Source organism: Phenylobacterium haematophilum (genome assembly GCF_014196295.1).
GTDB lineage: Bacteria > Pseudomonadota > Alphaproteobacteria > Caulobacterales > Caulobacteraceae > Phenylobacterium > Phenylobacterium haematophilum.
The window spans coordinates 898,381-923,136 of sequence record NZ_JACIDK010000002.1 but is presented as its reverse complement, the minus strand read 5'-3'; the positions used below and the strand labels follow the sequence as shown (position 1 = coordinate 923,136).

The following is a 24,756-nucleotide window of genomic DNA, read 5'->3' as shown; positions in this document are numbered from 1 at the left end:
GCACGCGCCTTTGGATGCTCAGGCTACAGGCCGACGCGCCGCCAGCGGCATCGGGCGAAACCCCGAGTTGGCGGCGGCGAACGCCTAGAACCCGCGGGCGTCCAGCCACTCGCCGATCGCCGTCGTCGCCCGCGGCAGCAGGTCGGGGCGTTCGGCGTAGTAGTGGTCCGCGCCCTCGATGTGCACGAGGCTCTTGTCGGCCGAGGCGGTGGCGTCGAACAGGCGCTGCGCATGGCTGGGCGTGCAGGCGAGGTCGGCGGTGTTGTTGATCACCAGCACCGGGCAGGAAATCCGCCCGGCGTTGACCATCCCGTTGGCGCGGCTCTCGTCATAGCTCCACTGCGAGAGCCACGAGCGCAGAGTGGTAAAGCGGCCCAGCCCCACCGGCCCGTCGTTCACGATTTTCGGATCGCCGAGGTAGCAGGTGTAGGGCCGGCGATCGGACGGGTCCTGGCTCGGATCGGTCCAGCGGACGTCGCTCATGGTCCCCTGCACCACGAAGCAGCGCTCGGCGTCGGGATCGCCGGCCGCCTTCAGCGCGGCGAGCTGGTCCTTGGCCCAGGCGGTGATCCGCCGGTTGCGGTCGATCTGCGCCTGCCGGAACCGCTGCACGAAGGCCGCGGAATACGGCGCAGTCTCGGGGAACGCCGGGTCGTAGAGGTTGAGGCTCGGGTCGCGCTCGAACGGCCGGGATTCGTCGAGGATCGAAGGATCGAGCCATTCGGTCATGGTCACCGAGCGGCTGATGTGCGCGGCCAGCAGCAGTATCCCGTCCGCCGCCTGCAGCCCGGCCCCGGCGATATCGACCTCGTCGCCCGCCGGCGTGTGGGTGATGGTCGGGGTCTGCGCCTGGTCCTGATAGAACAACGACAGCGAGCCGCCGCCGGACCAGCCCCCGAGCACCACCTTCTCGTAGCCGAACCGCGTCTTCAGATCGGCGATGCAGGCCCCCAGGTCGAGGAGGCACTTCTCCATGATCAGCGCAGTGTCGTTTCCGCGGTAGCGCGGGTTGCAATAGATGACGTGCCGCCCGGCCCGCGCCAGGGCCGAGACCAGCGGCAGGAACGAGCCGCCACCGACCGGGTGGCTGAACAGGATGACGGTGTTCGAGTCGCCGACGTCCGGCCGCACCCTCATGCACTCGACGAACACCTGGCCGGTGGGCCCGCCATAAACCTCCTTCAGCCGGCTCTTGTCCGCATGGACAAAGCCGTAGGGCTCGCGAACCACCGCCATCCGTCCCTCCCTCGGGCGCGACTTGAGGCGCCTCCAATTTCTGACTACAAAATCAGAAAAGCTGATTACAGAGTCAATCGTCATGCCGCACGACGGTGAATGGGCCGCGACGACCAAGGGCGAAGCCACCGCCGCGCGCATCCGCGCGGTGGCGCTCGACCAGTTCTCGCAGCTGGGCTTCGAGCGGGTGACGATGGGCGGCATCGCCAAGGCCGCGCGCGTGTCGCAGCCTGCGCTGCACTATCACTTCGAGGACAAGGCCCACCTCTGGCGCAGCGCCATGCTCGGCCTGCGTGCGGTGATCCAGGAGGAAGAGCGGCTGATCGAGGCGGCAGCCGACGCGCCGGCCCTGACACAGCTGCGGGTGGCCATGCGCCTCTTCCTGCAGATCAGCTGGAAACACCCGGCGCTGGGGCGGATCGTGGCGCTGGAAGGCATGGCCGGGGGCGAGCGGCTCGAATGGCTGGACCGCCATCTGCTGGGCCCCCGCAACCGCCGGCTGGCCGCCATCGCCGCCGAGGCCGTCGCCGCCGGCGACCTGCTCCCCTACCCGCCCGAACAGGTCGTGGTGACGCTGCAGACGGCGGCCGTTGGTGTAATCAATCTCGCGCCGATGATGCGCACGACTTTCGACTGCGACGTCGCCGCGGGCCGCGAGGTTCACGACGAGATGATCCTGGAAGCCGTCCTCGGCGGCTTCCTGACTGAAAAGGGCCGCAGAGCCCGGGAGGAAGTCCAGTGACCCAGCATCCCAACGGCATTCACCACCTCGCGTTCATGGCCGCCGACATCAAGAAGCACATCGCCTTCTTCTCGGAGGTGATGGGCTGTCCACTGGTGGCGCTCTTCGACATGCACGGCGTGCCCGGCGGGCTGCACGCCTTCCTGCGCCTGAACGACCACTGCTACTTCTCGATCGTGCAGTTGCCGGCGGTGGCCGACATTCCCATCGAACTCGGCCGCACGCACGCGGGGTCCGGGGCGCTGCCGAGCGCGCCCGGCACGCTGCAGCACCTGGCCTTCGGGGTGGAGACGGAAGCCGACCTGATCGCTATGCGCGACCGCATGCGCAGCAAGGGTGTCAACGTCATCGGCCCCATCGACCACGGCATGTGCAAGTCGATCTACTTCGCCGGCCCCGACCAGATGACGCTGGAGGTCGCGACCTCGGAGAAGGCCCTCGACCCGGCCGCCTGGATCGACCCGGCGGTGTTGGCCAAGGCCGGCATTTCCCCGGAGGAGGCTGCCCGCTTCAAGGCGCCGGCCGCCTATGACGGCCCCTCGCCAGTGCCGCAGCCGCCCTACGATCCGACCATGCCGCACATGGTCTATCCGAAGGAGGTCTATGAGCGCCTGCTGGCGACGCCCGACGAGGTGCTGACCCAGATGGCCTCCTACACCGCCCCGCCGGTGGCCCAGGCTTAGAGATGAGCTACGACGGCGCCGACCCGCCGGTGGCCGAGCGCCGGATCCCGGCCGGCGGCGACTTCCTGTCGGCCCGGGCGCTGGCCGAACTGACGAGTCCGTAAGGTCGAGCGCGACAACATCGAAGCCGGCGGTCTCGAAGGCGCGATGCAGGACGCCGAGCGGCGACGTCGTCGAGCTCGATCCTGATCTAAGCCTCCAGCTCGATGTCCCAGTAGAGGTAGTCGAGCCAGCTCTTGTGTAGGTGGTGCGGCGGGAACCTCCTGCCGCGTTCCTGCAGTTCGAACGCCGTCGGGCGGCGCGGCGTGTGGAACGGGTGCATGTGCGCCTCGTGCGGGGTGCGCCCACCCTTCATCAGGTTGCAGCGCGCGCAGGCCGTGACGATGTTTTCCCAGGTCGTGCGCCCGCCGCGCGAGCGCGGAACCACATGGTCGAAGGTCAGGTCCTCGCCGGCCGTGCAGTACTGACAGCTGAAGGCGTCGCGCAGGAACAGGTTGAAGCGGGTGAAGGCCGGCGGTCGGTCCTGCGGCACGTAGTGCTTTAGCGACACCACGCTGGGCAGCTTCATCGCGAAGGATGGAGAGTGGACTTCCTGGTCGTAGGTCGAGACGACGTCGACGCGATCGAGGAACACCGCCTTGATCACCTCCTGCCACGGCCAGAGGGACAGCGGGTAGTAGCTGAGCGGACGGAAGTCGGCGTTCAGCACGAGGCAGGGCCAGCCGGACGGCGGGTGGTTAAGCACCTGCATGGTCGGCCCTCCGGGCGGGGGCGGTCCCCCCTATGTCGTACGCGTAGAGACTGAAGACAGGCCCCCTTTCGCGATCCGAACGCTCGGCGAATCGCCCACTGGGGGAATTCCCGTAGCCAGGGAATTATATGCCGGTTTTTGAGACAGCTCCATGAAATGAAGCTCGGCGGCCCCGTCCGGATGCGCAGGTCCAGACGGACGGGGCGCGCTGCCCAAGCATCAGGCGCCGACGACGGCGGTGGCGCCGGCCAGGCCAAGGCTGAGGGCGATGAAAACGACGCTGACGCTGGCGTCGAAGATGCGGCCGAGTTGGCTGAGGATGGTCATGGTCTTTGCTCCCTTGGCTTTTCCGGTGCGGCGGCGCCGCTCCCAGGTCCATCTGGACGATGTTTAGATAGGCCTAGATCTAAACGATGTACAGATACATTTTACAATGTAAGCTATTCAGAAATGCATGGAACCGCCTGGGACGCCTCCAGGCCCCGTTCAGCCCATCGCGTCGGCGGCCGCCGACGCCAGTCCGGGACCGGCGCTCCGGTGTTGGCGCAACAAAAAGGGGGCCGGAACCGGCCCCCTTCAGACGCTGACTGGAACGTTCGGCTGTTACGCGCCGACGGCGAGCGTGGCGCCCGCGAGGCTGACGCTCAGGGCGACCAGCACGACCGGCACGATGCGGTCGAAGAGACGTTCGAAGCGGTTGAAACGAGCGAGAGACATGACACACACCTTCCAAGTTGGAACCCTCGGGGGAGCGAGGGTCTAGCAATTTGAACACCGCTAAGATAACGGCGATCTGAACGGCGTCAAGATGATCTTTACGGCGTCTAGATTCAGTTTTAGAGTGACCGCCATGAGAGAAGCTGCAGCCGCCGACAATCGCCCCTATCACCACGGCGATCTGCGCCGCGCGTTGATCGACGCGGCCCAGCGGCTGCTGGAGACCGAGGGCCCGACGGCGCTTTCGCTGCGCGCCGTGGCGCGCGAAGCCGGGGTCAGCCCCGCCGCCCCCTACCACCACTTCAAGGACAAGGGCGAACTGCTCGACGCCGTCGCCCATGAAGGCTGGGACCTGCTCAACGCGCTGATGACGGAGGCCCGCGCCAGCCATGACTCGGTGCGCGACAAGCTCACCGCGCTCGGCGTCGCCTATGTTCGTTTCGCCCGCGACAACCCCGCCCTCTATCGCGTGATGTACGACTGCTCGCGCGACAAGGAGAGCCTGCCCGAGCACGTCCACGCCGAGAACGACAGTGCGTACTGCCAGGTGCGCGACACCCTGGTCGAAGCCGGCGCCGGCCCGATGGACGAACAGGAGCTGGAATTGGCGACCACAGCAGCCTGGTGCGCGGCTCACGGTCTGGCCGAGATGTTCGCCTTCAAGCAGTTCGACCATCTGAAGGACGCGCTGGGCGGCGACGACGCCTTCCTGCGCGGCGTGTTCGAGCACATGGGCATTTTCGGCAAGGCCCACCACGGCTAAAAGCTGACCGGGTGTTCGTCACCCGTTTCGCCCCGTCTCCGACCGGCTACCTGCACCGCGGGCACGCGTTCTCGGCCCTGACCGCGTACGAGGCCGCGCGCGCCGCGGGCGGTCGCTTCATCCTGCGAATCGAGGACATCGACGTCACCCGCAGCCGGCCGCAGTTCGAGGACGCGATCTACGAGGATCTCGCCTGGCTCGGGATCCAATGGGAGACGCCGGTCCGCCGTCAGTCCGACCACCTCGATGACTATCAGGCCGCGCTGGCCGCGCTCACCGCCGACCACCTGACCTATCGCTGCTTCAAGACCCGCAAGGAACGGGCGCAGGCCGCCGCCAGCGCCCCGCACGGCCGCGCCGAGACCTTTCGCGGCGCGGCTCTACCGGCCGCCGAGGAAGCCGAGCGCCTGGCGGCCGGCGCCCCCTTCGCCTGGCGCCTGTCGCTGGACGCCGCCGAGCAGGCCCTGGCGGGCCGGTCGCTGACCTTCACCGAGGAGGGTCAAGGCCCGGGCGGCGAGCATGGCCGGATCAAGGTCGACCCGGCCCTGTCGGGCGGCGACGTGGTGCTGGCCCGCAAGGACGTCGGCGTCGCCTATCACCTGGCCGTCGTGGTCGACGACGCGCTGCAGGGCGTCACCCACGTCATACGCGGCCAGGACCTCTTCGAGGCCGCGCACGTCCAGCGGCTGCTGCAGACCCTGCTCGACCTGCCCGCGCCCATCTATCGCCACCACCGCCTGCTGACGGGTCCCGATGGAAAGCGCTTCGCCAAGCGCGATCACGCCGAGACCCTGCGCGACCTGCGGGCTCGCGGCGTCACCCCCGGCGAGCTGCGTGCGGAGATGGGCTTTGACTGACGGGACGGCTGCGCGCGACCGCGGCCAGGCGCTGGCCGTGCTGGTCGCCGGCGCAGCGATCATCGGCCTGGCCCCGATCCTGGTGCGGCTGGCGGACGCGGGCCCGGCGGCCGTCGGCTTCTGGCGCGTGGCCTTCGCCATGCCGCTGCTGGGCCTGATGGCGCTTCGCGCGGACCGCGGGGTCGGGTCGCCCAACCGCTTCGCCCTGCTCGCGGGCCTCGCCTTCGCCTGCGACCTCGGCTTCTGGCACTACAGCATCCACTTCACCTCGGTCGCCAACGCTACGGTGCTGACCAACCTGACGCCCGTGGTTGTCACCGCCGCGGCCTGGATATTCCTGAAGCAGCGCCCGGCCAAGCTGTTCGTCGCCGCCGTCGCCCTGGCCGTCGCCGGCGCCTGGTTGATGGCCGTCGGCCGCGGCGCGCACGCGCCCGGCTCCAATCCGCCGCTCGGCGACGCCTTGGCCCTGACCACGGCCCTCTGGTACGCGCTCTACTTCCTGGCCATCAGCGCCGCACGCCGCAGCGTCGGCGCAACCCGCGTCATGTTCTGGTCGAGCGTCGCCAGCGCCCCGCTGCTGCTCGTCGCCGCCGTGGCCTTAGGCGAGCGCATATTCCCCGCGACCGCCGGCGGCTGGGCCGCGGTGATCGGGCTCGGCGTCATGCACGTCGCCGGCCAGGGCTCGATCGCCTGGGCGCTGGGCCGCCTGCCGGCCGCCACCGCCTCGGTGGTGGTGCTGATCCAGCCGGTGGTCGCCGCCCTGCTCGGCTGGCTGCTATTTTCCGAGGCGCTCGGCCCGCTGCAGGCGCTGGGCGGGGCCATCGCCCTCTTCGGCGTGGTGCTCTCGCAGGCGGCGTCGAGGAAGTCCGCCGCCTAATCCTCAACACAGTTCGTCATCCCCGGCCGCGCCAGCATGCCGGGGATCCATACGCTCGTGTCTATGGAATGGCCGGGACCTGAAGACCGGCCACGACGACCCTGGAAGATCTCAATGACCCGCGTGGTGCTCGGCGTTGCGCTTGCGGGTGGCCGCCGCCTTCTTGGCCGAGGCCGAGCGCTCCGCCGCCGTCCTGTTGGCCGAGGCCGCGCCGCCCTTTCGGCCGCCCTTGTGCGCGGCCGGATGGCCGGTGTCCTTGCCACGGCCCGAGCCGCCCGGCGCCTTGCCGCCGCCGTCGTCCTTGTTGACCGTCGCCCAGGCTCGGCGCTCGGCCTCCTTCTCTGACACGCCCTTGGCCTCGTAGCCCTCGGCGATGTGGTCGGCCTTACGTTCCTGCTTGTCGGTGTACTTCGACTTGTCTCCGCGAGGCATGATCGGCTCTCCTCATACTGAGGAAAAGCCAACCCGACGCCTCGCCGAAGGTTCCTAGCGCCTAGCTCAGCGCCCAGGCGGTCCGCGCCGCCTCTATCGCCGCCAGCTTGGCGTGGAACGCGCTCCAGTCGTCGCGATCGGCGATCTCGGACCAGATCGCCTCGATCTCGTCGATCAGCAACTCCTGCGGCTCAGGTGCAGCGAAGTAGGAATCGGCCAGCCGTTCCGGCCGCTCCGGCTGGAACCCTTTGATCTGCTCACGGAAGTCGGCGAACGCCTCGCCCGCATAGATGTCCCCGCGCAGCCCCGCCAGCGCCCGCCCCTCGTCGCCGCAGAACCAGTCGAAGAAGAACGGCTCCCAGCGCAGGCGCTCGCCGCCCTCGGCGATGGCGCGGAACGTCGCGTTGGCGAATGCGACTTCCTTGGCCTCCTCGTCGCGCTGCAGCCCCAGCCGGTTCAGCAGGGCGCCGGCCAGTTCCTGGCGATAGGCGGGGCCGAAGCCGTTCAGCGCCGCGATCAGCGCATCCTGGTCGGCGACCTGCGCCAGGCAGCCGGCCAGCTGCTGCAGGTTCCAGAACACGGCCTCCGGCTGGCGGCCGAAGCTGTAGAGCCCGGCGGTGTCGAAATAAGCGGCCGTGAAGTTCGGGTCGTTGTGCGGCAGGAACCGGTAGGGGCCGTAGTCGAAGCTCTCGCCAGTGATGTTCATGTTGTCGGTGTTCAGCACCCCGTGCACGAACCCCGCCGCCATCCACCGCGCCGTCAACCGCGCCGCGCGGGCCGCCACCGCCTCCAGAAGTCCCGCGCCCTTGTCGGCCGCGCCGACCAGCTCGGGATAGTAGAGCTCGACCACGTGGTCGACGAGCCGCGTGATGGCCGGCGCGTCCTGCAGGTAGGCCTGGCGCTGAAAGGTCCCGAACCGGATATGGCTGTGCGACAGCCGCACCAGCACGGATGAGCGGGTCGGGCTTGGCTCGTCGCCTCGCACCAGCTGCTCGCCGGTCTCAACCAGCGAAAACGAGCGCGAGGTCGGCACGCCCAGCGCCTCCAGCATCGCCGTGGCCAGCACCTCGCGCACCCCGCCCTTCAGCGTCAGCCGCCCGTCTCCGGCCCGCGACCACGGCGTCTGGCCCGAGCCCTTTGTTCCCAGCTCCAGCAGGCGACCGGTTCCGGCCTCGCGCAGCTGGGCGAAGGTGAAGCCGCGGCCGTCGCCGAGGTCGGGGTTGTAAGCGCGGAACTGGTGGCCGTGGTAGCGCATGGCCAGCGGCTGCGGCGGCTGGCCCGGCAGGGGCTCGAAGCGGCCGAAGTGCGCGGTCCACTCGTCGTCGGTCAGGGTGTCCAGGCCCACGCTCGCCGCCGCCCGGTCATTGCGGAAGCGCAGGAAAGTCATCGGGAAATCGGCCGCCGACACCGGATCGAAGAACACCGGGCCGAGGTCCTGGACATGCGGGTCGGGGCGATAGGCGGGCGAGACGGGCATGCACATCAGATGCGCGATCACATCGGCGCCAGCAACGACCGATTGAAGTATTTCACCTAACGCCCGCATGGTAACCGGTGCCATGGCGCGACGACTGACCCTGGACTTCCTGAAGACCGAAACCGCCTCGGGGGTGATCCTCGCCACCGCGGCGCTGCTGGCGGTCGCTCTGGCGAACTCGCCCTGGGCCGATCACTACTTCGCGTTCATCAAGCACGAGATCACGATCCAGATCGGGGCCTTCTACGAGGCCAAGCCGGCCTATCGGTGGATCAAGGACGGCTTGATGGCGATCTTCTTCTTCGTCGTCGGGCTGGAGATCAAACACGAGATCCTGCGCGGCGAGCTGTCCAATCCGCGGCGCCTCGCCCTGCCGGTCCTCGCCGCGCTAGGCGGCATGATCGCCCCGGCGGGGGTCTATCTGCTGCTCAACCTCGGCCAGGGCGGCGCGCCCCAGGGCTGGCCGGCCCCCACCGCCACCGACATCGCCTTCGCGCTCGCAGCTCTGGCCGTCGCAGGGCCGCGGCTGCCGTCCTCCCTGCGGATCTTCCTGCTGACTCTCGCCATCGCCGACGACCTCGGCGCCGTGGCGCTGATCGCCATCCTCTTCACCTCCGACGTCAACATGTACGCCCTCGGCGGGGCGGCCGCGTCGATCGCCCTGATGGCGCTGATGTCGAAGTGGAAGAGCGCTCCTTACCTGTTCTATGCGGCCTGCTTCGCGCTCGCCTGGGCTTTCTGCCTGAAGAGCGGCGTCAACACCTCGCTGGCCGGCGTCGCCGCGGCCATGACCGTGCCGATCGACCCGCGCAAGCCGGGGCACGAGGGGCCGCTCAAGCACTTCATGGAGAGCCTGCACCCCTATGTCGCCTACCTGATCCTGCCGCTGTTCGCCTTCGCCGCGGCCGGCTTCTCGTTCCAGGGGCTGTCGCTCGCCACCCTGGCCAATCCAGTGCCGCTCGGCATCGCCATGGGGCTGTTCGTCGGCAAGCAGATTGGCGTATTCGGGTTCTCGGCCGCGGTGATCGGGCTCAAGCTCGCCCGCCGCCCCACTGGGGCCAAGTGGCTGGAGCTCTATGGCGTCTCGCTGCTCTGCGGCGTCGGATTCACCATGAGCCTGTTCATCGGCGGCCTCGCCTTCGATCCCAACGACACCCTGGCCCAGACCGAGGTACGGATGGGCGTCATCGCCGGCTCGATCCTCTCGGCCCTGGTCGGCATGGCCGTGCTCGCCTACGCCCAACGCCAGCGGGCCGAAGCCGAGGGCTAGACCAGCGCGCTCGCCCAGGCCTCGTCACCGCGCGCAGCCGCCACGATCCTCACCTCGCCGGCGAAGGCCGCGACGCTCGCGACCGTCTGGGCGAAGTCCGGCGCGTCCGGTTCGCCGCTCTGGCTGATCACCACCGCCGCGATCGGCAAGCCCCGCGAGCGCAGGGTCTCGATCGCCGTCAGGGTATGGCTGATCGAACCCAGATAGGACCCTCCGACCACCACGCTCGGAAGTCCCAGCGCCAGCATCAGGTCCAGTCCCGTGCCGTCTTCGGCCATTGGCGACATCACCCCGCCGGCGCCCTCGACCAGCATCAGGTCGGCGGCGCTGGCCGCTAGCCCGGCGCGGCAGAACTCGGTCAGCGCCGAGATCCGCAGGTCGACGCCCTCCAGCCGTGCGGCCATCGGCGGCGACAGCGGCGCGGCGAAGCGCAGCGGCGCGATGGCGTCCAGTTCGGCCAGCGTCAGCAGGCGATCCATCGCCGCGAGCAGCCGGCCTGGATCGCTGTCGGTCCAGTCCGCGGGATCGATGCCGCTCACCGCCGGCTTGAGCGCCGCGACGCTCAGGCCCTTGGCCCGGGCCGCGCGAAGCATGGCGCAGGCGACGTAGGTCTTGCCGACGTCGGTGTGCGCGCCGGTGACGAACAGCTGGCGCATCAGGCCCCCATCAGCGGTGCGATCGCCGCCGCCAGCCGGTCGATCTCTTCGTCAGGATGACCGGCCGTGAACGCCACCCGCAACCGCGCGGTGCCGGCCGGCACGGTCGGCGGCCGGATCGCCACCACCAGGAAGCCCTGCGCCTCCAGCGCCTGGGCCGCCGCCAGGGTGCGGCCGGCCTCGCCCAGCACGATCGGCACGACCGCGCTGGCCGCCTGCGGCAGGTTCAGCGCCCGCGTGAAACGCCGCGCCTTGCTCAGCACCGCGGCGACCCGCTCGGGCTCGGCGGCGATCACGTCCAACGCGGCCAGCGCCGCGGCGGCGTTCGCCGGCGGCAGGCCCGTCGTGTAGACCACCGTGCGCGTACGGGTCTTGATGAAGTCGATCACCGGCGCGCTCGCGCAGACATAGGCGCCATAGCCGCCCAGCGCCTTGGAGAAGGTGCCCATCGCCAGGTCGACCTTGGCGGTGGGGAACGTCGCCGCCGTCCCGCGGCCCTCGCCCACCACGCCCAGCCCGTGCGCGTCGTCGACCAGCAGCCAGGCGTCGTGAGCCTGAGCCACGGCGCTGATCTGGTCGAGCGGCGCCACGTCGCCGTCCATCGAGAACACGCCGTCGGTGGCGATCAGCGCCCGCCCGGCCTCGCCGCGATAGGCGGCCAGCTTGGCGGCGAGGTCGGCGACGTCGTTGTGGGCGAACGGCACGATCCGCGCCTTCGAAAGCTGCGATCCAGACCAGATGCAGGCGTGCGCCAGTTCGTCGATCAGGATCAGGTCGCCCTCGCCGACGAAGGTCGGAATGATCCCGGAATTCGCCAGGTAGCCCGAGCCGAACACGCAGGCCGCCTCTGCGCCCTTCAGCGCCGCCAGCCGCGCCTCCAGTTCCCCGAAGATCGGGTTGTCGCCGGTCACCAGCCGCGAGGCGCCCGAGCCGACCCCGTGGGTCTCCACGGCCGCCAGCGCCGCGGCCTTCACGGCCGGATGATGCGAGAGATTGAGATAGTCGTTGCAGGAAAAGGACAGCAGCCGCCGCCCGTTCCGCTCGACCCACAGCCCGTCCATTCGGCGGGTCGGGACCAGTGTGCGCTTCAAGCTGCGCGCCTCGAGCGCGTCGAGCTTGGACTGGGCGAAAGCGGTCAGACTGTCCATCACGGCGCGCGGTATGCACGAGGCGGAGCTTCGGTTAAAGCCACGGCTCATGACTTTCCCCACACCGGACTGGCTTTCCCAAGGCGCCGACAACGTCTGGCGCCCCTACTGTCAGATGAAGACAGCGCCGGCGCCCCTAGCGGTAGCTCGCACGCAAGGCGCGCGGATCATCCTCGAGGACGGCCGCGAGTTGGTCGACGGCATCGCGTCCTGGTGGACCGCCTGCCACGGCTACAATCACCCGCACATTCGCGCGGCGGTGACCGCCCAGCTGGAGCGCGCGCCGCACGTGATGTTCGGCGGCCTGGCGCACGAGCCGGCCTATCGCCTGGCCAGGCGCCTCGCCGACCTGCTGCCCGGCGACCTCAACCACGTCTTCTTCGCCGAGAGCGGCTCGGTCTCGGTCGAGATCGCCATGAAGATGGCGCTGCAGTACTGGATCAACCGCGGGGTCGCCGGCCGCACCCGCTTCCTCAGCTTCAAGGGCGGCTATCACGGCGACACCCTGGCCACGATGACCATCTGCGACCCCGAAGAGGGCATGCACAGCCTGTTCGCCGGTGTCATGCCGGCCCAGGTGGTCACCGACCTGCCGCTCGATCCAGCGTCGGAAGCCGCCCTCGACGCGCTGCTGGCTGAGCAGTCCGGTGAGATCGCCGCCATCATCGTGGAGCCGCGCATCCAGGGCGCCGGCGGCATGCTGTTCCACTCCGACGACGTGCTGCGCACCTTGCGCCGTCTGGCCGACAAGCACGACCTGCTGCTGATCTTCGACGAGATCTTCGTCGGCTTCGGCCGCACCGGCGACCTCTTCGCCTGCTCCGGCTCGGGCGTCACGCCCGACATCATCACTCTGTCCAAGGCCCTGACCGGCGGCACACTGCCGCTCTCGGCCGCCATCGCCCGCAGCAAGGTCTTCGAGGCCTTCTGGTCCGACGACGCGGGCGCAGCCCTCATGCACGGCCCGACCTACATGGCCAACCCGCTGGCCTGCGCGGCGGCCAACGCCAGCCTCGACATCTTCGAGACCGGCCAGTGGAAGGCAGACGTCGCCCGCATCAACGCCGCCCTCTCTGAGGGGCTGGAGCCTTGCCGCGCCGCCCCCGGCGTCGTCGACGTGCGCACCTACGGCGCCATCGGCGTCGTCGAGTTCGACCACCCGGTCGAGACCGGCCCGCTCTGCATGGCCTTCGCCGAGCAGGGCTGCTGGATCCGCCCGATGGGCAAGGTCGTCTACCTGACCCCGCCCTACGTCACCACCGACGACGAACTCGCCCAACTGACTGGCGCGATCCGGACGGTGCTGCTGGGTCTCTAGTTGCTCCCCCTCTGGGGGAGTTGTCAGCCGAAAGGCTGACTGTCCCCCTCTGTCTCGATGCTGCGCATCGAGCCGCCTCCACCAAGAGGGGAGGAACTGGGCTACCCGATCGCCGCCTTCAGCGCCGCGGCGGTTTCCTTGGCCGCCTCGACCACCGCCGGCGAGACGTCGGGCATCAGGTAGAAGTCGTGGATCAGGCCCGGGTACTCGACGTGCGCGGCCTTGGCGCCGGCGGCGTTCAGCGCCGCGGCGTAGTCGCGGCCCTCGTCCTTCAGCGGGTCGAAGCCGGCGGTGACCACCAGGGCGGGCGGCAGGCCGGCGGAGAGCTTGGCCTTGCCGAGGAACGCGCGGCCCGACTGCGCATGGCCGATCGCGGCCAGCGACTTGTCGAACCAGGCCAACGCCGCCTTGGTCAGGATCGGGCCGTCCAGTTCCTTGCGCGACGCGGTCTCCACCTCCGGCCAGATGCCCGGATAGAGCAGCAGCTGGAAGGCGATCTTGCGGGCCGGATCGTCCTTCAGGTCGATCGAGACCGACGCCGCCAGGTTGCCGCCGGCCGAGTCGCCGCCGACCGCGATGCGCTGGGGATCGAAGCCGATCTCGGCCGCATGGTCGAAGGCCCACTTGGTCGCCGCCAGGGCGTCGTCGTGCCCGGCCGGGAACGGATGCTCGGGCGCCAGCCGGTAGTCGATCGCCAGCACCCGCACGCCGGCCAGCGAGGCCAGCCGCCGGCAGTGGCCGTCATGGGTCTCCAGGTCGCCGATCGTGAAGCCGCCGCCGTGGAAGTAGACCAGGCCGCCGCTCGGGGTCTTGGCGCCGCCGGGGGTGTAGAGCCGCGCCGGAACAAGGCCGGCCCCGCCGTCGACCTGCAGGTCCTTGGCGACCACGTCCTGCGGCGGGTTCTGATCCGTCGCCTTGCGCTGCATCTGGTAGCCCATGCGGATCATGGCGGGCGGCACGGCGTCCAGCGGCGGAGCGTTCGCCGCCTGTTCGGCGGCCGCGTCGATCATCGCCTTGAAGTGCGGGTCCAGCATCAGTCTTCCTCTCCTTGAAACTCAGCCGACGTTGCGGCCGCGGCCTTCCCAGTAGGGCGCGCGCAGCTCCCGCCGCAGCACCTTGCCGGACGGGTTGCGCGGCAGGACCGCAATGAAATCCACGCTCTTGGGGACCTTGTAGCCGGCGATCAGCGCCCGGCAGTGATCCATGACGGCGGCGGCGTCCGCCTCGGCGCCCGGCCGCAGCACGACGAACGCCTTCACCGCCTCGCCCCACCTGTCGTCCGGCACGCCCACCACCGCCGCGTCGGCCACGGCTGGGTGCGAGAACAGCGCGTTCTCGACCTCGGCCGGATAGATGTTCTCGCCGCCCGAAACGATCATGTCCTTCACCCGGTCGTGGATGAAGAGATAGCCGTCATCGTCGAAATAGCCGGCGTCGCCGCTACGGAACCACCCTTCCGGGCAGATCGCCTGGGCGGTCGCCTCGGCCCGGTTCCAGTAGCCCTTCATCACGCCCGGCGATCGGATCTCGATTTCGCCGACCTCGAACGGCGCGGCGTCGCGGTCATCGACGCGCACCCGCACCTCGAAGCCGGCCGATGGGATGCCGCACGAGCGCAGTTTCCCCCGCGCCGGATCGTGCGCCTCGGGCGGCAGGTTGGTGCCGCCGCCGATGGTCTCGGTCAGGCCGTAAAGCTGAGTGAACTGAGCCGGGAACGTCGCCTGCGCCCGCTTCAGCACCTCTTCCGAGATCGGCGAGGCGCCGTAGTAGATATTGCGCACGCTCGAGAGGTCGGTCTGCCCGACCTCCGGCCGCTGGAGGATCATGTTGATCAGCGCCGGCACCAGGAAGGCGTGCTCGATACGGTGCTGCTCGATGACCTTGAGGATCACGCCGGGATCGGGCTCGCGCAGCACGATGGCCTTGGCCCCCTGCAGCAACGCCAGGATGCCGAGGTTGGCCCCGGCCACATGGAACAGCGGCATCGCCACCAGCACCGCCATGCCCGGCGCGAATTGCGCCCACTGCTGAAGGGCGGACTCGAACACCGTGGCGTAGTTCCGCTCGGTCAGCTGCACGCCCTTGGGCAGGCCGGTCGTGCCCGAGGTGTAGAGCTGGATGACGTCGTCGTCGTCAGCGGCAGGAAGCTGTGGATCCTGCGCCGGATACCTGCCGATCCAGTCGGCGAACCCCGGCCACTGCGCATGCCCCGGCTCGATCTGCACCACCGTCTCCAGAACCGGCAGATCGGCGGCGATCTTCTCGATCACCGGCGCGAAGTCGGCGCCCGTGACCACCAACCGGCAGCCGGCGTCCTTGAGCACGAAGGCGATTTCGGGCGGCGCCAGGCGCCAGTTGACAGGCGTCAGGCAGGCGCCGGCCTTCAGGCAGCCCAGCCAGAGCAGGAAGAACGCGTCGCTGCCCTTGGTCAGCACACCGACCCGCTCGCCGGGCGTCACGCCGGCGGCGATCAGCGCCTGCGCGCATTGCGAGGCCAGCCGGTCCAGTTCGCCATAGGTCGTGACCGCACCCTCGAACCAGATCGCCGTCTCGGCGGGGCGAACGCGCGCGTGATGGCGCGCGATGTCGGCGACGCATCGGATGTCCTGGGACATCGCTCCTCCCTCCTCTCTTCTTTTCGGAGAGGATGATCCTTCAGCAAGCGGGCCGGCAAGACCCTCGTCCTGCCGGCCCGCAAAAGCCTTCGCGCTTTGAAAGCCTTACTCGGCGGCTTCCTTCGGGGCGTAGCCCAGGACGGCCTTCACTTCGAGGAACTCGTTGAAGGCGAAATCGCCCCACTCGCGCCCGTTGCCGCTCATCTTGTAGCCGCCGAACGGCGCCATCAGGTCGCCGCCGCCGCCGTTGATCGACACCTGGCCGGCGCGCAGCTTGGAAGCCACTTCACGCGCCTTGGCGAGATCGGCTGCCTGAACGTAAGCGGCCAGGCCGTACTCGGTGTCGTTGCCGATCTCGACCGCTTGATCGAGGGTCTCGTAGCCGAGGATCGACAGCACCGGGCCGAAGATCTCTTCCTTGGCGATGGTCATGTTCGGGGTGACGTTCGCGAACACGGTCGGCTTGACGTAATAGCCGACATCCAGGCCTTCCGGGCGGCCGACGCCGCCGGCGACCAGGGTCGCGCCCTCGTCGATGCCCGACTGAATCAGCTTCTGGATCTTGTTGAACTGAACTTCCGAGACCACCGGGCCCAGCTGGCTGTTGCCGTTCGGGTCGCCGACGGTGACCTGCGCGGCCGCTTCCTTGGCGACCGCGATCGCTTCGTCCATGCGCTTCTGCGGGACCAGCATGCGGGTCGGGGCGTTGCACGACTGACCCGAGTTGGTCATCACCGTGGCCACGCCGCGGCCCACGCCCTTGGCGAACGCCTCGTCGTCGAGGACGATGTTCGGGCTCTTGCCGCCCAGTTCCTGGGCCACGCGCTTGACGGTCGGGGCGGCGTTCTTGGCCACCTCGATGCCGGCGCGGGTCGAACCGGTGAACGAGATCAGGTCCACGTCCGGGTGGCTCGACAGCGGCACGCCGACGCCCACGCCGTCGCCCTGCACAAGGTTGAACACGCCGGCCGGCACGCCGGCGGCATGCATGATCTCAGCAAAGATGTGACCCGTGAACGGCGCCACTTCCGACGGCTTCAGCACCATCGTGCAGCCGGTCGCAATGGCCGGGGCCACCTTGCAGACGATCTGGTTCAGCGGCCAGTTCCAGGGGGTGATGAAGCCGCAGACGCCGATCGGCTCCTTGACGATCATCGTCGGGCCCCGGTCTTCGGTGAACTTGTAATCCTTCAGCACGGCCACGGCGGTGCCCAGGTGGCCCATGCCGATCGGAACCTGCGCGCGTTGCGCCAGGCTGGCCGGAGCGCCCATTTCCTCGGTGACGGCGGTCGCCAGGTCGCCGAAGCGCTTCTGGTACTCGGCCAGAATGCGGTTCAGCACGTCCATGCGCTCTTCGCGGGTGGTCTGCGACCAGGTCGCAAACGCTTTTCGGGCGGCCTTCACGGCCTTGTCCACGTCAGCCGCCGAGCCCAGCGAAATCTTGCCTGCAACCTTCTCGGTCGCCGGGTTGATGACGTCGAGCGTCTTGGGTTCGACCGGATCAACCCACTGACCGTCGATGTAGAACTGCAGGTACTCGCGCATGACGTCCTCCCGGAGGCGTTCGTTGGATTTGGAGCGCCGACGAGATCCCCCGACGGCTTCAAACAAGCATTTTAGTGATCAATGATCACTGTGGAAGAGGCAACCTTCTAGCCCTGAAGGATTCAAGCCGAAGCCCGCCCCTCCAATTGGTGCACATGCGGCTGTCCCGCAACCGGGCTACGGCCCTTCAGAACATAACCGGCCCGGATCGAGCCGATGTAAAGGTCCTTCAGATCGGGGCCGCCCCAGGTGACGTTGGTCGGGTGGTTCACCACCTCGCCCGACGGGTCGTGAATCACCGTCGTCACCCCCAGCTCCGGCGTGATCGCCACCACCTTGTTGGCGGCCGGCAGGCAGACCCAGAGGTTGCCCTCGGCGTCGAGGCCGATCCCGTCGGTGTAACCTAGCTCGTTGTGATCGATCCCCGGGGCGTCAGGGGCCTGCAGCTTGCCCAGCACCGGGCCGTAGCGGCCGCCGGCGCCCAACGTCCCGCCGTCGTGGATCGGGAAGCGCATGACGTCAGCGCCGCTGGTCTGGGCGCAGAACAGGTAGCGCTCGTCCGCCGAAAGGGCCATGCCGTTCGGGAACTTGAGGCCTTCGGCCACCACCTCGCTCGACCCGTCCGGCCTCAGCACGAAGATGAAGCCGTCGGTGCGCCCGTCCAGCGCCTGGGGCCAGGTCTCAGCGTGAGTGGAGTTGGCGCACCAGATGTTCCCGGCCCGGTCCATCACCGGATAGTTGGCGCTTGTCAGGCGCCGGCCTCCGACTTCCGTCAGCAGGGTTTCATGCTCGCCGCTCGCCGGATCGAAGCGCTGCAGCGGCCCGTCCTCGCGGTCATAGATACCGAAGTTCGCGATCAGCACCCGGCCCCGCCGATCCATGTTGATCCCATTGGGCGCGCCGCCCTTGGGCCCCATCCGCTTGAACGAGCCGTCAGGAAAAATCTCGGCGACCGCGCACTGATGGTCGGAGGCGAAGACCCGGCCGTCCGGCCCGACCACTACATCCTCGGGTCGGTCGATTCCCACGGCGACCTTCGTCAGGTCGCCCGGCGCGATGGGCGAGAGCGGCATGGCGTATCCTCGGCAGGCCTATTGTCGACCGCGAGCTTGGCCTGCCGGAACGCCGGTTTTCAAGCGGAGTCTAGACCCCGGTGGTGGGGCCGATGCCCTCGCCGTCCTCCGGGAACGTCATCCACTTTTCCTGCTTCTCGCGCGCCTCGCGCTTGGCCTGGAAGTCGTTCGCCCGCGCCATCAGCGCCTGGGCGTCGCGGCCGAGCTTGGCGAAGTTGGTGTCGGGGGGGGCGCTGAGCGCGGTCGGGTGGAAGAGTTCGATGTCGTGCAGCAGCTGCAAGAATTCCTGGTCCTCCTGGCTGCCGTCCGCGGGAGGGTGCTCCAGAAGGTCCGCCACCCGTTGAAGGGCCGCCTCGAAGGACTCCTGGTCTTTGATCATAAGTGTGCTCCTGCCGTCGGGCGAAGCCGCAGGGCGACGCCCCGCTAAAGCAAAGCCCGAAGCGCTGTCCGGTTCCCCGCCCCTTGCGATCCGGCTGCGCCCCCTCTAAAGCCGGACGGGTAACGCCGGAGCTTTCCATGACCGCGATCCTGACCATCCTCGCCTTCCTCGTCGTCATCGGCGGCCTGAACTACTTCGAGTTCGGCCGGCTCGACTAAGGCGACGCCTTGGCTGACACCGCCCGAGGCGCAGCCCTCGTCACCGGAGGGTCGCGCAGGATCGGCCGGGTCCTGACCCAGGCCGCCGCCGACGCGGGCTTCGATGTCGCCATCCACGTCCGAACCATAGACGACGACGCCGAGGCCGCCGCCGCAGATGTTCGCGCGCGCGGCCGGAAGGCCTCCATCCATGCCTGCGACCTGCGCGACGAGGGCGACACAGCGCCGCTGGTCGGCGCCGCCGAAAGCGAGCTCGGCCCCGTCACCCTGCTGGTCAACTGCGCCTCGGTGTTCGAGAATGACGCCTTCGCGAGCATGAACCGCGCCTCGTGGGACGCGCACCTGGAGACCAATCTCCGCGCGCCGCTCGTGCTGGCCCAGGCCTTCGCCCGCCGCCTGCCCGCCGGCCGCACCGGTCAGATCGTCAACATCCTCGACCAGCGGGTGTTCGCGCCGGGCCCCGACTTCTTCAGCTACTCGCTGTCCAAGAGCGCGCTATGGGCCGCCACCCTGATGCTTGCCCAGGAGTTGGCCCCGCGCATCCGGGTCAACGGCATAGGGCCGGGCCCCACCCTGCCCTCGATCCACCAGGAAGGCAGCGATTTCGACGACGAAGTCGCCACGACCCTGCTGCGCCACCCGGTCGATCCGGCCGAGATCGGCCATGCGCTGCGGTACCTCATTGACGCAAGGTCAGTGACGGGCCAGATGATCGCCGTCGACGCCGGCCAGCACCTGGCCTGAGCCGCTTCCCTGGAACGGAGCCCCCTTGGTTCTTCCATCGCTGCAGCAGAGTTCGCCTGAGGTCCCGGCGCCCGAGCCGCAAGGCCGCGTCGTCATGACCAAGGTGTTCGTCACCGGCCTGAAGGTCGCCGCCGAGATCGGGGTCTACGCCCACGAGAAGGGCATGTCCCAGCCGTTGATCGTCGATGTCGAGCTCGACGTGCCGACCGCCGGCGCCACCCGCCTGGCCGACACCGTCAACTACGAGACCATCGGGGAGTCGGCCCGCGCCATCGCCGCGGCCGGCCACATCCAGCTGGTCGAGGACTTCGCCGAGCGCCTGGCTCGCGCCTGCCTCGCCGACCCGCGGGTCATGCGAGCCCGCGTTCGGGTCGAGAAGCCGCAGGCCCTCGCGCCGCACGCCGCCGCCGCCGGGGTCGAGATCACCGTCGTCAGGGGCTGATGGCCAGCTACGCCGCGCGCCTCTCACCGCTGCAGGGCGAGACCGTCTGGACCATCGAGAAGTCCGTCATCGTCGAGCGGCGCACCGGTCGTGAGCGACGGTTTCCGCTTGCGGAACTTCGCGGCGTCACCCGCGCCGGCCGCGGCGCTGTGCTGCAGTTCCAGCGTCGTCGCCTGACCATCCCCGCCCTCAGCTACGGCGAGGCCCTGCGCCCGCAGGACCAGGGCGAGAGCTTCGAGGCGTTCCTGGCGGCCCTTTCGATCGCTGCGCCCGAGCGCCCCATCCGCCGTCCTTCGCCCAACACCGAGGCGGTGCTCTGGGTCATGGGCCTGATGGCGGTCGGCGCGCTGGCCGTGCTGCTGGCGGCTGGCGTCGCCGGGGCCTGGCTGCTGGGCGTCGCCCTGGCCGCGCGGCTGGTCTTCGTGGTGATCCTCGGTGCGGCGGTCCTGCCCTGGCTGCGGCCGAGAAATCGGTAATCGTCCTGCATCCAAGCGACATGAACGCGAATTAAGCTGGCATTCGCGCTGAACGGGGCCACATCTCGTTCAGATACCTCGCTTGGGAGACTGCATTGAGCCAAACCGAAACCACCGTTGTGACGACCGAGGACCGCGTCCTGCCGGCAGTGGTCTACGGCCTCTACCTGCTTGGGCTGGTGAACGGCCTGACCATCCTGGTCGGCTTGGTGGTGGCCTACATCAACCTCGACAAGGCCGGCCCGCGGATGCGGACCCACTACGACTTCCAGATCCGGACCTTCTGGATCGGTCTGGCGATCTTCTTGTCGCTGGGCCTGCTGATTGGGATCAGCGCGATCCTTTCGCTGGTGCTGATCGGTATCCCATTCCTGATGCTGTTCCTCTTCCTGTGGGGCGCGGTCGGGGTCTGGTTCGCGGTCCGCTGCATCGTCGGCCTTGTCTACATCTCGCAAGACCAGGCCTATCCGCGGCCGAACACCTGGCTGATTTGACGGCAATAGCTGCACCGCGCCGCTCGAAAGGGCGGCGCGGCTGTCGTCGCGCACGGCCTGTGGCCCCACGGCACTAGACCCCCTCTCCCCGCTTTGGCAGCATCGGCTATCGTCGACGCCATGGGGGGCGACGGCGCGGGGGGGTTCGTAGCCAACCTGGGTGTGGCGCTGCAGCGGGGGAGCGCGAGCGACGGTCCAGAGGCGGCTGGAGGGCGAATCCCCCCATCCCCATTCTTCGAAACACGAACAAAAACGCCGCCCGGACTGCTCCGGGCGGCGAACTTGTCTTGGCGGTTGTGGCGCGGTCTAGGCCGGCACGGCCTCGCGGCGCACCATGCGGGCGTAGTCGTCGGCCAGGCCCAGCGACAGGGCGCCCGGCGTGAACCGATACTCGCCGATCTCGCCGACCGGCGTCACTTCGGCGGCGGTGCCGACCACGAAGCACTCGGTGAAGTCGGCCAGCTCTTCCGGCTTGATGTGACGCTCGATCACTTCGATGCCCTTCGACTTGGCCAGCGCGATCACCGATTGACGGGTGATCCCATTGAGGAAGCAGTCCGGCGTCGGGGTGTGCAGCGCGCCGTCCTTGACGAAGAACACGTTCGAACCGGTGCTCTCGGCGATATAGCCGCGGTAGTCGAGCATCATCGCGTCCGTGTAGCCGGCCTTCTCGGCGGCGTGCTTGGAGATGGTGCAGATCATGTAGAGGCCGGTGGCCTTGGCGTGGACCGGCTCGGTCTCCGGCGACGGGCGCTTGTACTTAGCCCAGGTCAGGCGAATGCCCTTGGCGCGCTCTTCCGGGCTGAAATAGCTCGGCCAGTCCCACACCGCGATGGCGACGTGGATCTTGGTGTTCTGGGCCGAGACCCCGATCATTTCCGAACCGCGCCAGGCGATCGGACGCAGATAGGCGTCGGTCAGGCCGTTCTTGGCGCAGGTGTCCTTGCAGGCCTGGTCGATCTCCTCCACCGTGAACGGAATCTCGAAGTCCAGCATCTCGGCCGACTTGAACAGACGTTCGGTATGTTCACGGAGCTTGTAGATCTCTCCCCCATACATCCGCTCGCCTTCGAACACCGCCGAGGCGTAATGGAGGCCATGCGTCAGTACGTGCACCTTCGCCTCGCGCCAGGGCACGAACTGGCCGTCCAGCCAGATCCATCCGTCGCGATCGTCAAAGGGCACTAGAGACATGAGGGAAAGTCCTCCTTTCAATACGGCCCTCTTACAGACTCCCCCGCCCCCCGCGTCAAACAAAATGGGTTTCAAAGTGTAATGGTCGCAGCCGATCCCAGGCTCATTCTGCGCGACGAGGAACTCGACGGCGGGCTCGAAATGCTCCTACTCGCCGAGGCCGCGCTATGGGCCGGCGTCGACGCCGGACTGGAGGCCGAGAGCGGCCTCGGTCTCGGGCGTTCGCACTGGCGCGCGGCCTTTCTGCTCAAGCGCCGGCCGGGGGTCGGGGTGCAGGAGCTGGCCCACCTGACCAGCCTGTCGAAGCAGGCCGCCAGCCGCATCGTCGCCGACCTCGAGGCCAAAGGCCTGGCCGAGAAGATCGCCGGCGATCTCGACGGTCGCCGCCGCGCGGTCAGCCTCACGCCGGCCGGCGCCGCCTTCGAGGACCGCATCTCAGAACGCTTGCGCGCCCAGCTCGCCCGGTCCTATCGGGTTGGCGGCCTGGACGGCGTGGCCGGCGCCAGGCAGATCCTGTCGGCCCTGGCCGGCGGGCGGATGAAGAGCGGAGGCGCCTGATGGCCGCGGTCGACACTGCCGAACGTCACCTGCTGGTGGTCGACGACGACGACCGCATCCGCGACCTGCTCAAGCAGTACCTGACCCGGCACGGCTTCCGCGTCACTTCGGCCCCCGGCGGCGCCCAGGCCCGCAGCCTCATCGAAACCATCGACTTCGATCTCGCGGTCTTCGACGTGATGATGCCGGGCGAGGACGGCTTTTCGCTGGTCCGCTGGCTGCGCGAGCGCCGGGGCGCCGCCGGCCGCACGCCGGTGCTGATGCTGACCGCACGCGGCCTGGCGGAAGACCGCATCGAAGGCCTCAAGCTGGGCGCCGATGATTATCTGGCCAAGCCGTTCGAACCGGAGGAGCTGCTGCTGCGCATCGAGGCCATCCTGCGCCGCTCCGACCAGCGCCCGTCCGGCGCCGCCAACGGCAGCCTCTCGCTCGGCGCGTGCAGCTTCGACCTGGAGCGCGGCGAGCTCAGCCGCGGCGGCCTGCCCGTGCGGCTCACCGAAGCCGAGGTCGCCCTGCTCAAACGCCTGGCCCGCAGCCCGCACGAGCCGGTCGACCGCCTGGAGCTGGCCCGCGAGACGGTCGACCCCTCCGGCCGCGCCGTCGACGTCCAGGTCACCCGCCTGCGCCGCAAGATCGAGAACGATCCCAAGACCCCTCGCTACCTGCAGACGGTCCGCGGCGTCGGCTACCTGCTGGCGCCGGACTGATGGATCGGCCGTGAAACTCCCCCGCCGCCTCGAACCGCGCTTGGTGCAGCGGCTCATCAAGCGCAGCCTGCCGACCTCGCTGTTCGGCCGCTCGCTGCTGATCATCGTCCTGCCGGTGGCGCTGATGCAGATTGCGGTGACCTGGATATTCTTCGACGCTCACTGGCAGACGGTCACCAGCCGCCTCTCCGACGGTCTGGCGGGCGAAGTCGCCTGGGCGGTCGAGAGCTACCAGGACGATCCCAGTCCGCAGACCATGTCCACGATCGCCGGGCGGGCGGAGAAGTCGCTGAACCTCTCCATCGCCCTGCAGCCGGGCCGAGATCTGCCGCAGGGCCGGCGCACCAACGCCTTCGCCGTCGTCGACCGCGCGATCGACCGAGCGCTCTCGCAGCGGCTGGACTCGCCCTACTGGTTCGACACCACCCGCTACCCGGCCTATGTCGACATTCGGGTGAAGGTCGACCAGGGCGTCATCCGCATCCTCGCGCCGCGCGACCGCGCCTTCGCCACCCAGGGCCACATCTTCGTCCTGTGGCTGGCCATGGCGACGATCCTGCTGACCGCCATCGCCATTCTGTTCATCCGCAACCAGACCCGCACCATCGAGCGGCTGGCCAGCGCCGCCGACGCGTTCGGCAAGGGCGTCGACGCCCCGACCTTCAAGCCCAGCGGCGCGCGCGAAGTGCGCCAGGCCGCCCAGGCCTTCCTGGCGATGAAGTCGCGCATCCAGCGCCACATCGACCAGCGCACCGCCCTGCTGGCCAGCGTCAGCCACGACCTGCGCACGCCGCTCACCCGTCTCAAGCTGGAACTCGCCTTGGCCGATCCCGGCCCGCGCACCGCCGAGATGAAGCGCGACCTGGCCGAGATGGAGCACATGATCGACGAGTACCTCGCCTTCGCCCGCGGCGAGGGCGGCGAGGCCGTCGAGACCGTTCACCTGAAATCGCTGATCGACGAGGTCAGCGAAGGCGCCGTGCGCGCCGGAGCCCAGGTGCGCGTCGCCGCCGAACCGGACCTGCTGGCCGCCGTCAGGCCCAATGCGCTCAAGCGGGCGCTGTCCAACTTGGTGATGAACGCCGCCGCGCACGGCGAGACGGTCGAGGTCGCCGCCACAGCGCGCGCCTCCGGCGGCGTCGAGATTATTGTCGACGACGACGGTCCAGGGATCCCGCAGGACCGCTACGAGGACGCCTTCAAGGCCTTCAACCGTCTCGATGAATCGCGGAACCAGAACGAGAAGGGCGTCGGACTGGGCCTGGCCATCGCCCGCGACGTCGCCCGCAGCCACGGCGGCGACATCACCCTCGACCGATCCCCTATGGGCGGCCTCAGGGCGATTGTCAGGTTGCCTGGATAACCGGGTTCGGCCAGTCTCCGC

General features: G+C 68.9%; 27 protein-coding genes. 15 read left to right on the top strand and 12 right to left on the bottom strand.

Annotation, left to right across the window (positions count from 1 at the left end; all coding sequences use genetic code 11):
* Positions 1-84: 84 nt before the first annotated feature.
* Entirely contained in the window at positions 85-1,236 is a 1,152-nt protein-coding gene (locus tag GGQ61_RS10565) for an alpha/beta hydrolase family protein (protein ID WP_183772238.1), read from the bottom strand.
* A gap of 82 nt (positions 1,237-1,318) precedes the next feature.
* Between GGQ61_RS10565 and GGQ61_RS10560 the strand changes: the two genes are divergently transcribed.
* Together GGQ61_RS10560 and GGQ61_RS10555 are read left to right on the top strand one after the other, a co-directional pair.
* Positions 1,319-1,978: a TetR/AcrR family transcriptional regulator gene (locus GGQ61_RS10560; protein WP_183772236.1), complete on the top strand. Its 660-nt coding sequence runs from the start codon at positions 1,319-1,321 to the stop codon at positions 1,976-1,978.
* The gene (locus GGQ61_RS10555) at positions 1,975-2,661 is read left to right on the top strand and encodes a VOC family protein (RefSeq protein ID WP_183772234.1); all 687 of its coding nucleotides are present in this window, start codon (positions 1,975-1,977) and stop codon (positions 2,659-2,661) included. Before GGQ61_RS10560 ends, GGQ61_RS10555 begins: the two co-directional genes overlap by 4 nt.
* 190 nt (positions 2,662-2,851) lie before the next feature.
* On the opposite strand, the gene GGQ61_RS10550 is transcribed toward GGQ61_RS10555, so the two are convergent.
* Positions 2,852-3,412, bottom strand: a complete 561-nt coding sequence (locus GGQ61_RS10550) for an HNH endonuclease (RefSeq protein ID WP_183772232.1) — start codon at positions 3,410-3,412, stop codon at positions 2,852-2,854.
* An 850-nt stretch (positions 3,413-4,262) separates the two neighbouring features.
* On the opposite strand from GGQ61_RS10550, the gene GGQ61_RS10545 reads away from it, so the two are divergent.
* Genes GGQ61_RS10545 through GGQ61_RS10535 form a run of 3 tightly spaced genes read left to right on the top strand, consistent with a single transcriptional unit; the run spans position 4,263 to position 6,626 of the window.
* Positions 4,263-4,892 carry a TetR/AcrR family transcriptional regulator gene (locus GGQ61_RS10545; RefSeq protein ID WP_183772230.1) on the top strand — a complete coding sequence of 210 codons (630 nt, stop codon included), beginning with the start codon at positions 4,263-4,265 and terminating at the stop codon, positions 4,890-4,892.
* 11 nt (positions 4,893-4,903) lie between these two features.
* Positions 4,904-5,749: a tRNA glutamyl-Q(34) synthetase GluQRS gene (gene gluQRS, locus GGQ61_RS10540; protein WP_183772228.1), complete on the top strand. Its 846-nt coding sequence runs from the start codon at positions 4,904-4,906 to the stop codon at positions 5,747-5,749.
* Positions 5,742-6,626, top strand: coding sequence for a DMT family transporter (locus GGQ61_RS10535; protein WP_246370601.1), 885 nt, complete (start codon positions 5,742-5,744; stop codon positions 6,624-6,626). The genes gluQRS and GGQ61_RS10535 overlap by 8 nt, the downstream gene beginning before the upstream one ends.
* A 111-nt stretch (positions 6,627-6,737) precedes the next feature.
* On the opposite strand, the gene GGQ61_RS10530 is transcribed toward GGQ61_RS10535, so the two are convergent.
* Together GGQ61_RS10530 and GGQ61_RS10525 are read right to left on the bottom strand one after the other, a co-directional pair.
* A complete protein-coding gene (locus GGQ61_RS10530; RefSeq protein WP_183772224.1) occupies positions 6,738-7,058 on the bottom strand; it encodes a plasmid stabilization protein in 321 nt (106 codons plus the stop codon).
* Positions 7,059-7,119: 61 nt separating this feature from the next.
* Positions 7,120-8,535, bottom strand: coding sequence for a protein adenylyltransferase SelO family protein (locus tag GGQ61_RS10525; RefSeq protein WP_183772492.1), 1,416 nt, complete (start codon positions 8,533-8,535; stop codon positions 7,120-7,122).
* Positions 8,536-8,617: 82 nt separating this feature from the next.
* On the opposite strand from GGQ61_RS10525, the gene nhaA reads away from it, so the two are divergent.
* Positions 8,618-9,805 carry a Na+/H+ antiporter NhaA gene (gene nhaA, locus GGQ61_RS10520; protein WP_183772222.1) on the top strand — a complete coding sequence of 396 codons (1,188 nt, stop codon included), beginning with the start codon at positions 8,618-8,620 and terminating at the stop codon, positions 9,803-9,805.
* Here the strand turns inward: nhaA and bioD are convergent.
* A complete protein-coding gene (bioD, locus tag GGQ61_RS10515; protein ID WP_183772220.1) occupies positions 9,802-10,461 on the bottom strand; it encodes a dethiobiotin synthase in 660 nt (219 codons plus the stop codon). The two genes, nhaA and bioD, sit on opposite strands and share 4 nt — an antisense overlap.
* Entirely contained in the window at positions 10,461-11,609 is a 1,149-nt protein-coding gene (gene bioF, locus GGQ61_RS10510) for an 8-amino-7-oxononanoate synthase (protein ID WP_183772490.1), read from the bottom strand. Before bioF ends, bioD begins: the two co-directional genes overlap by 1 nt.
* Positions 11,610-11,658: 49 nt before the next feature.
* Between bioF and GGQ61_RS10505 the strand changes: the two genes are divergently transcribed.
* A complete protein-coding gene (locus tag GGQ61_RS10505; RefSeq protein WP_183772218.1) occupies positions 11,659-12,927 on the top strand; it encodes an adenosylmethionine--8-amino-7-oxononanoate transaminase in 1,269 nt (422 codons plus the stop codon).
* Between the two features lie 101 nt (positions 12,928-13,028).
* On the opposite strand, the gene GGQ61_RS10500 is transcribed toward GGQ61_RS10505, so the two are convergent.
* The 5 genes from GGQ61_RS10500 to GGQ61_RS10480 all read right to left on the bottom strand — a co-directional run bounded on the left by GGQ61_RS10500 (position 13,029) and on the right by GGQ61_RS10480 (position 18,539).
* The gene (locus tag GGQ61_RS10500; RefSeq protein WP_183772216.1) at positions 13,029-13,961 is read right to left on the bottom strand and encodes an alpha/beta hydrolase; all 933 of its coding nucleotides are present in this window, start codon (positions 13,959-13,961) and stop codon (positions 13,029-13,031) included.
* A 21-nt stretch (positions 13,962-13,982) separates the two neighbouring features.
* Positions 13,983-15,542: a long-chain-fatty-acid--CoA ligase gene (locus GGQ61_RS10495; protein ID WP_183772214.1), complete on the bottom strand. Its 1,560-nt coding sequence runs from the start codon at positions 15,540-15,542 to the stop codon at positions 13,983-13,985.
* Positions 15,543-15,647: 105 nt separating this feature from the next.
* Entirely contained in the window at positions 15,648-17,087 is a 1,440-nt protein-coding gene (locus GGQ61_RS10490; RefSeq protein ID WP_183772212.1) for an aldehyde dehydrogenase family protein, read from the bottom strand.
* Positions 17,088-17,209: 122 nt separating this feature from the next.
* Complete coding sequence (locus GGQ61_RS10485; protein ID WP_183772210.1) at positions 17,210-18,160, bottom strand: SMP-30/gluconolactonase/LRE family protein; 951 nt, start codon at positions 18,158-18,160, stop codon at positions 17,210-17,212.
* Positions 18,161-18,230: 70 nt separating this feature from the next.
* Entirely contained in the window at positions 18,231-18,539 is a 309-nt protein-coding gene (locus GGQ61_RS10480) for a hypothetical protein (protein ID WP_183772208.1), read from the bottom strand.
* Between the two features lie 83 nt (positions 18,540-18,622).
* Here GGQ61_RS10480 and GGQ61_RS22460 point away from each other — a divergent pair, with 83 nt between their 5' ends.
* The 5 genes from GGQ61_RS22460 (at position 18,623) to GGQ61_RS10460 (ending at position 20,913) form a co-directional block, all read left to right on the top strand.
* The gene (locus GGQ61_RS22460; RefSeq protein WP_281372652.1) at positions 18,623-18,757 is read left to right on the top strand and encodes a hypothetical protein; all 135 of its coding nucleotides are present in this window, start codon (positions 18,623-18,625) and stop codon (positions 18,755-18,757) included.
* Positions 18,758-18,766: 9 nt separating this feature from the next.
* Positions 18,767-19,501, top strand: a complete 735-nt coding sequence (locus GGQ61_RS10475) for an SDR family oxidoreductase (RefSeq protein WP_183772206.1) — start codon at positions 18,767-18,769, stop codon at positions 19,499-19,501.
* A 94-nt stretch (positions 19,502-19,595) separates the two neighbouring features.
* Positions 19,596-19,943 carry a dihydroneopterin aldolase gene (gene folB / locus GGQ61_RS10470; protein ID WP_183772488.1) on the top strand — a complete coding sequence of 116 codons (348 nt, stop codon included), beginning with the start codon at positions 19,596-19,598 and terminating at the stop codon, positions 19,941-19,943.
* The gene (locus GGQ61_RS10465; protein ID WP_183772204.1) at positions 19,943-20,419 is read left to right on the top strand and encodes a hypothetical protein; all 477 of its coding nucleotides are present in this window, start codon (positions 19,943-19,945) and stop codon (positions 20,417-20,419) included. The genes folB and GGQ61_RS10465 overlap by 1 nt, the downstream gene beginning before the upstream one ends.
* A gap of 95 nt (positions 20,420-20,514) precedes the next feature.
* Positions 20,515-20,913: a DUF4870 family protein gene (locus GGQ61_RS10460; protein ID WP_183772202.1), complete on the top strand. Its 399-nt coding sequence runs from the start codon at positions 20,515-20,517 to the stop codon at positions 20,911-20,913.
* A gap of 306 nt (positions 20,914-21,219) precedes the next feature.
* On the opposite strand, the gene GGQ61_RS10455 is transcribed toward GGQ61_RS10460, so the two are convergent.
* Positions 21,220-22,107: a branched-chain amino acid aminotransferase gene (locus GGQ61_RS10455; RefSeq protein WP_183772200.1), complete on the bottom strand. Its 888-nt coding sequence runs from the start codon at positions 22,105-22,107 to the stop codon at positions 21,220-21,222.
* Positions 22,108-22,188: 81 nt separating this feature from the next.
* Between GGQ61_RS10455 and GGQ61_RS10450 the strand changes: the two genes are divergently transcribed.
* From GGQ61_RS10450 to GGQ61_RS10440, 3 genes are read left to right on the top strand one after another with little or no spacing between them, the layout of a single operon-like run.
* Positions 22,189-22,665: a MarR family winged helix-turn-helix transcriptional regulator gene (locus tag GGQ61_RS10450; RefSeq protein ID WP_183772198.1), complete on the top strand. Its 477-nt coding sequence runs from the start codon at positions 22,189-22,191 to the stop codon at positions 22,663-22,665.
* Positions 22,665-23,372 carry a response regulator gene (locus GGQ61_RS10445; protein ID WP_183772197.1) on the top strand — a complete coding sequence of 236 codons (708 nt, stop codon included), beginning with the start codon at positions 22,665-22,667 and terminating at the stop codon, positions 23,370-23,372. The genes GGQ61_RS10450 and GGQ61_RS10445 overlap by 1 nt, the downstream gene beginning before the upstream one ends.
* 10 nt (positions 23,373-23,382) lie before the next feature.
* Positions 23,383-24,735 carry an ATP-binding protein gene (locus GGQ61_RS10440; RefSeq protein ID WP_343056114.1) on the top strand — a complete coding sequence of 451 codons (1,353 nt, stop codon included), beginning with the start codon at positions 23,383-23,385 and terminating at the stop codon, positions 24,733-24,735.
* Positions 24,736-24,756: the final 21 nt, after the last annotated feature.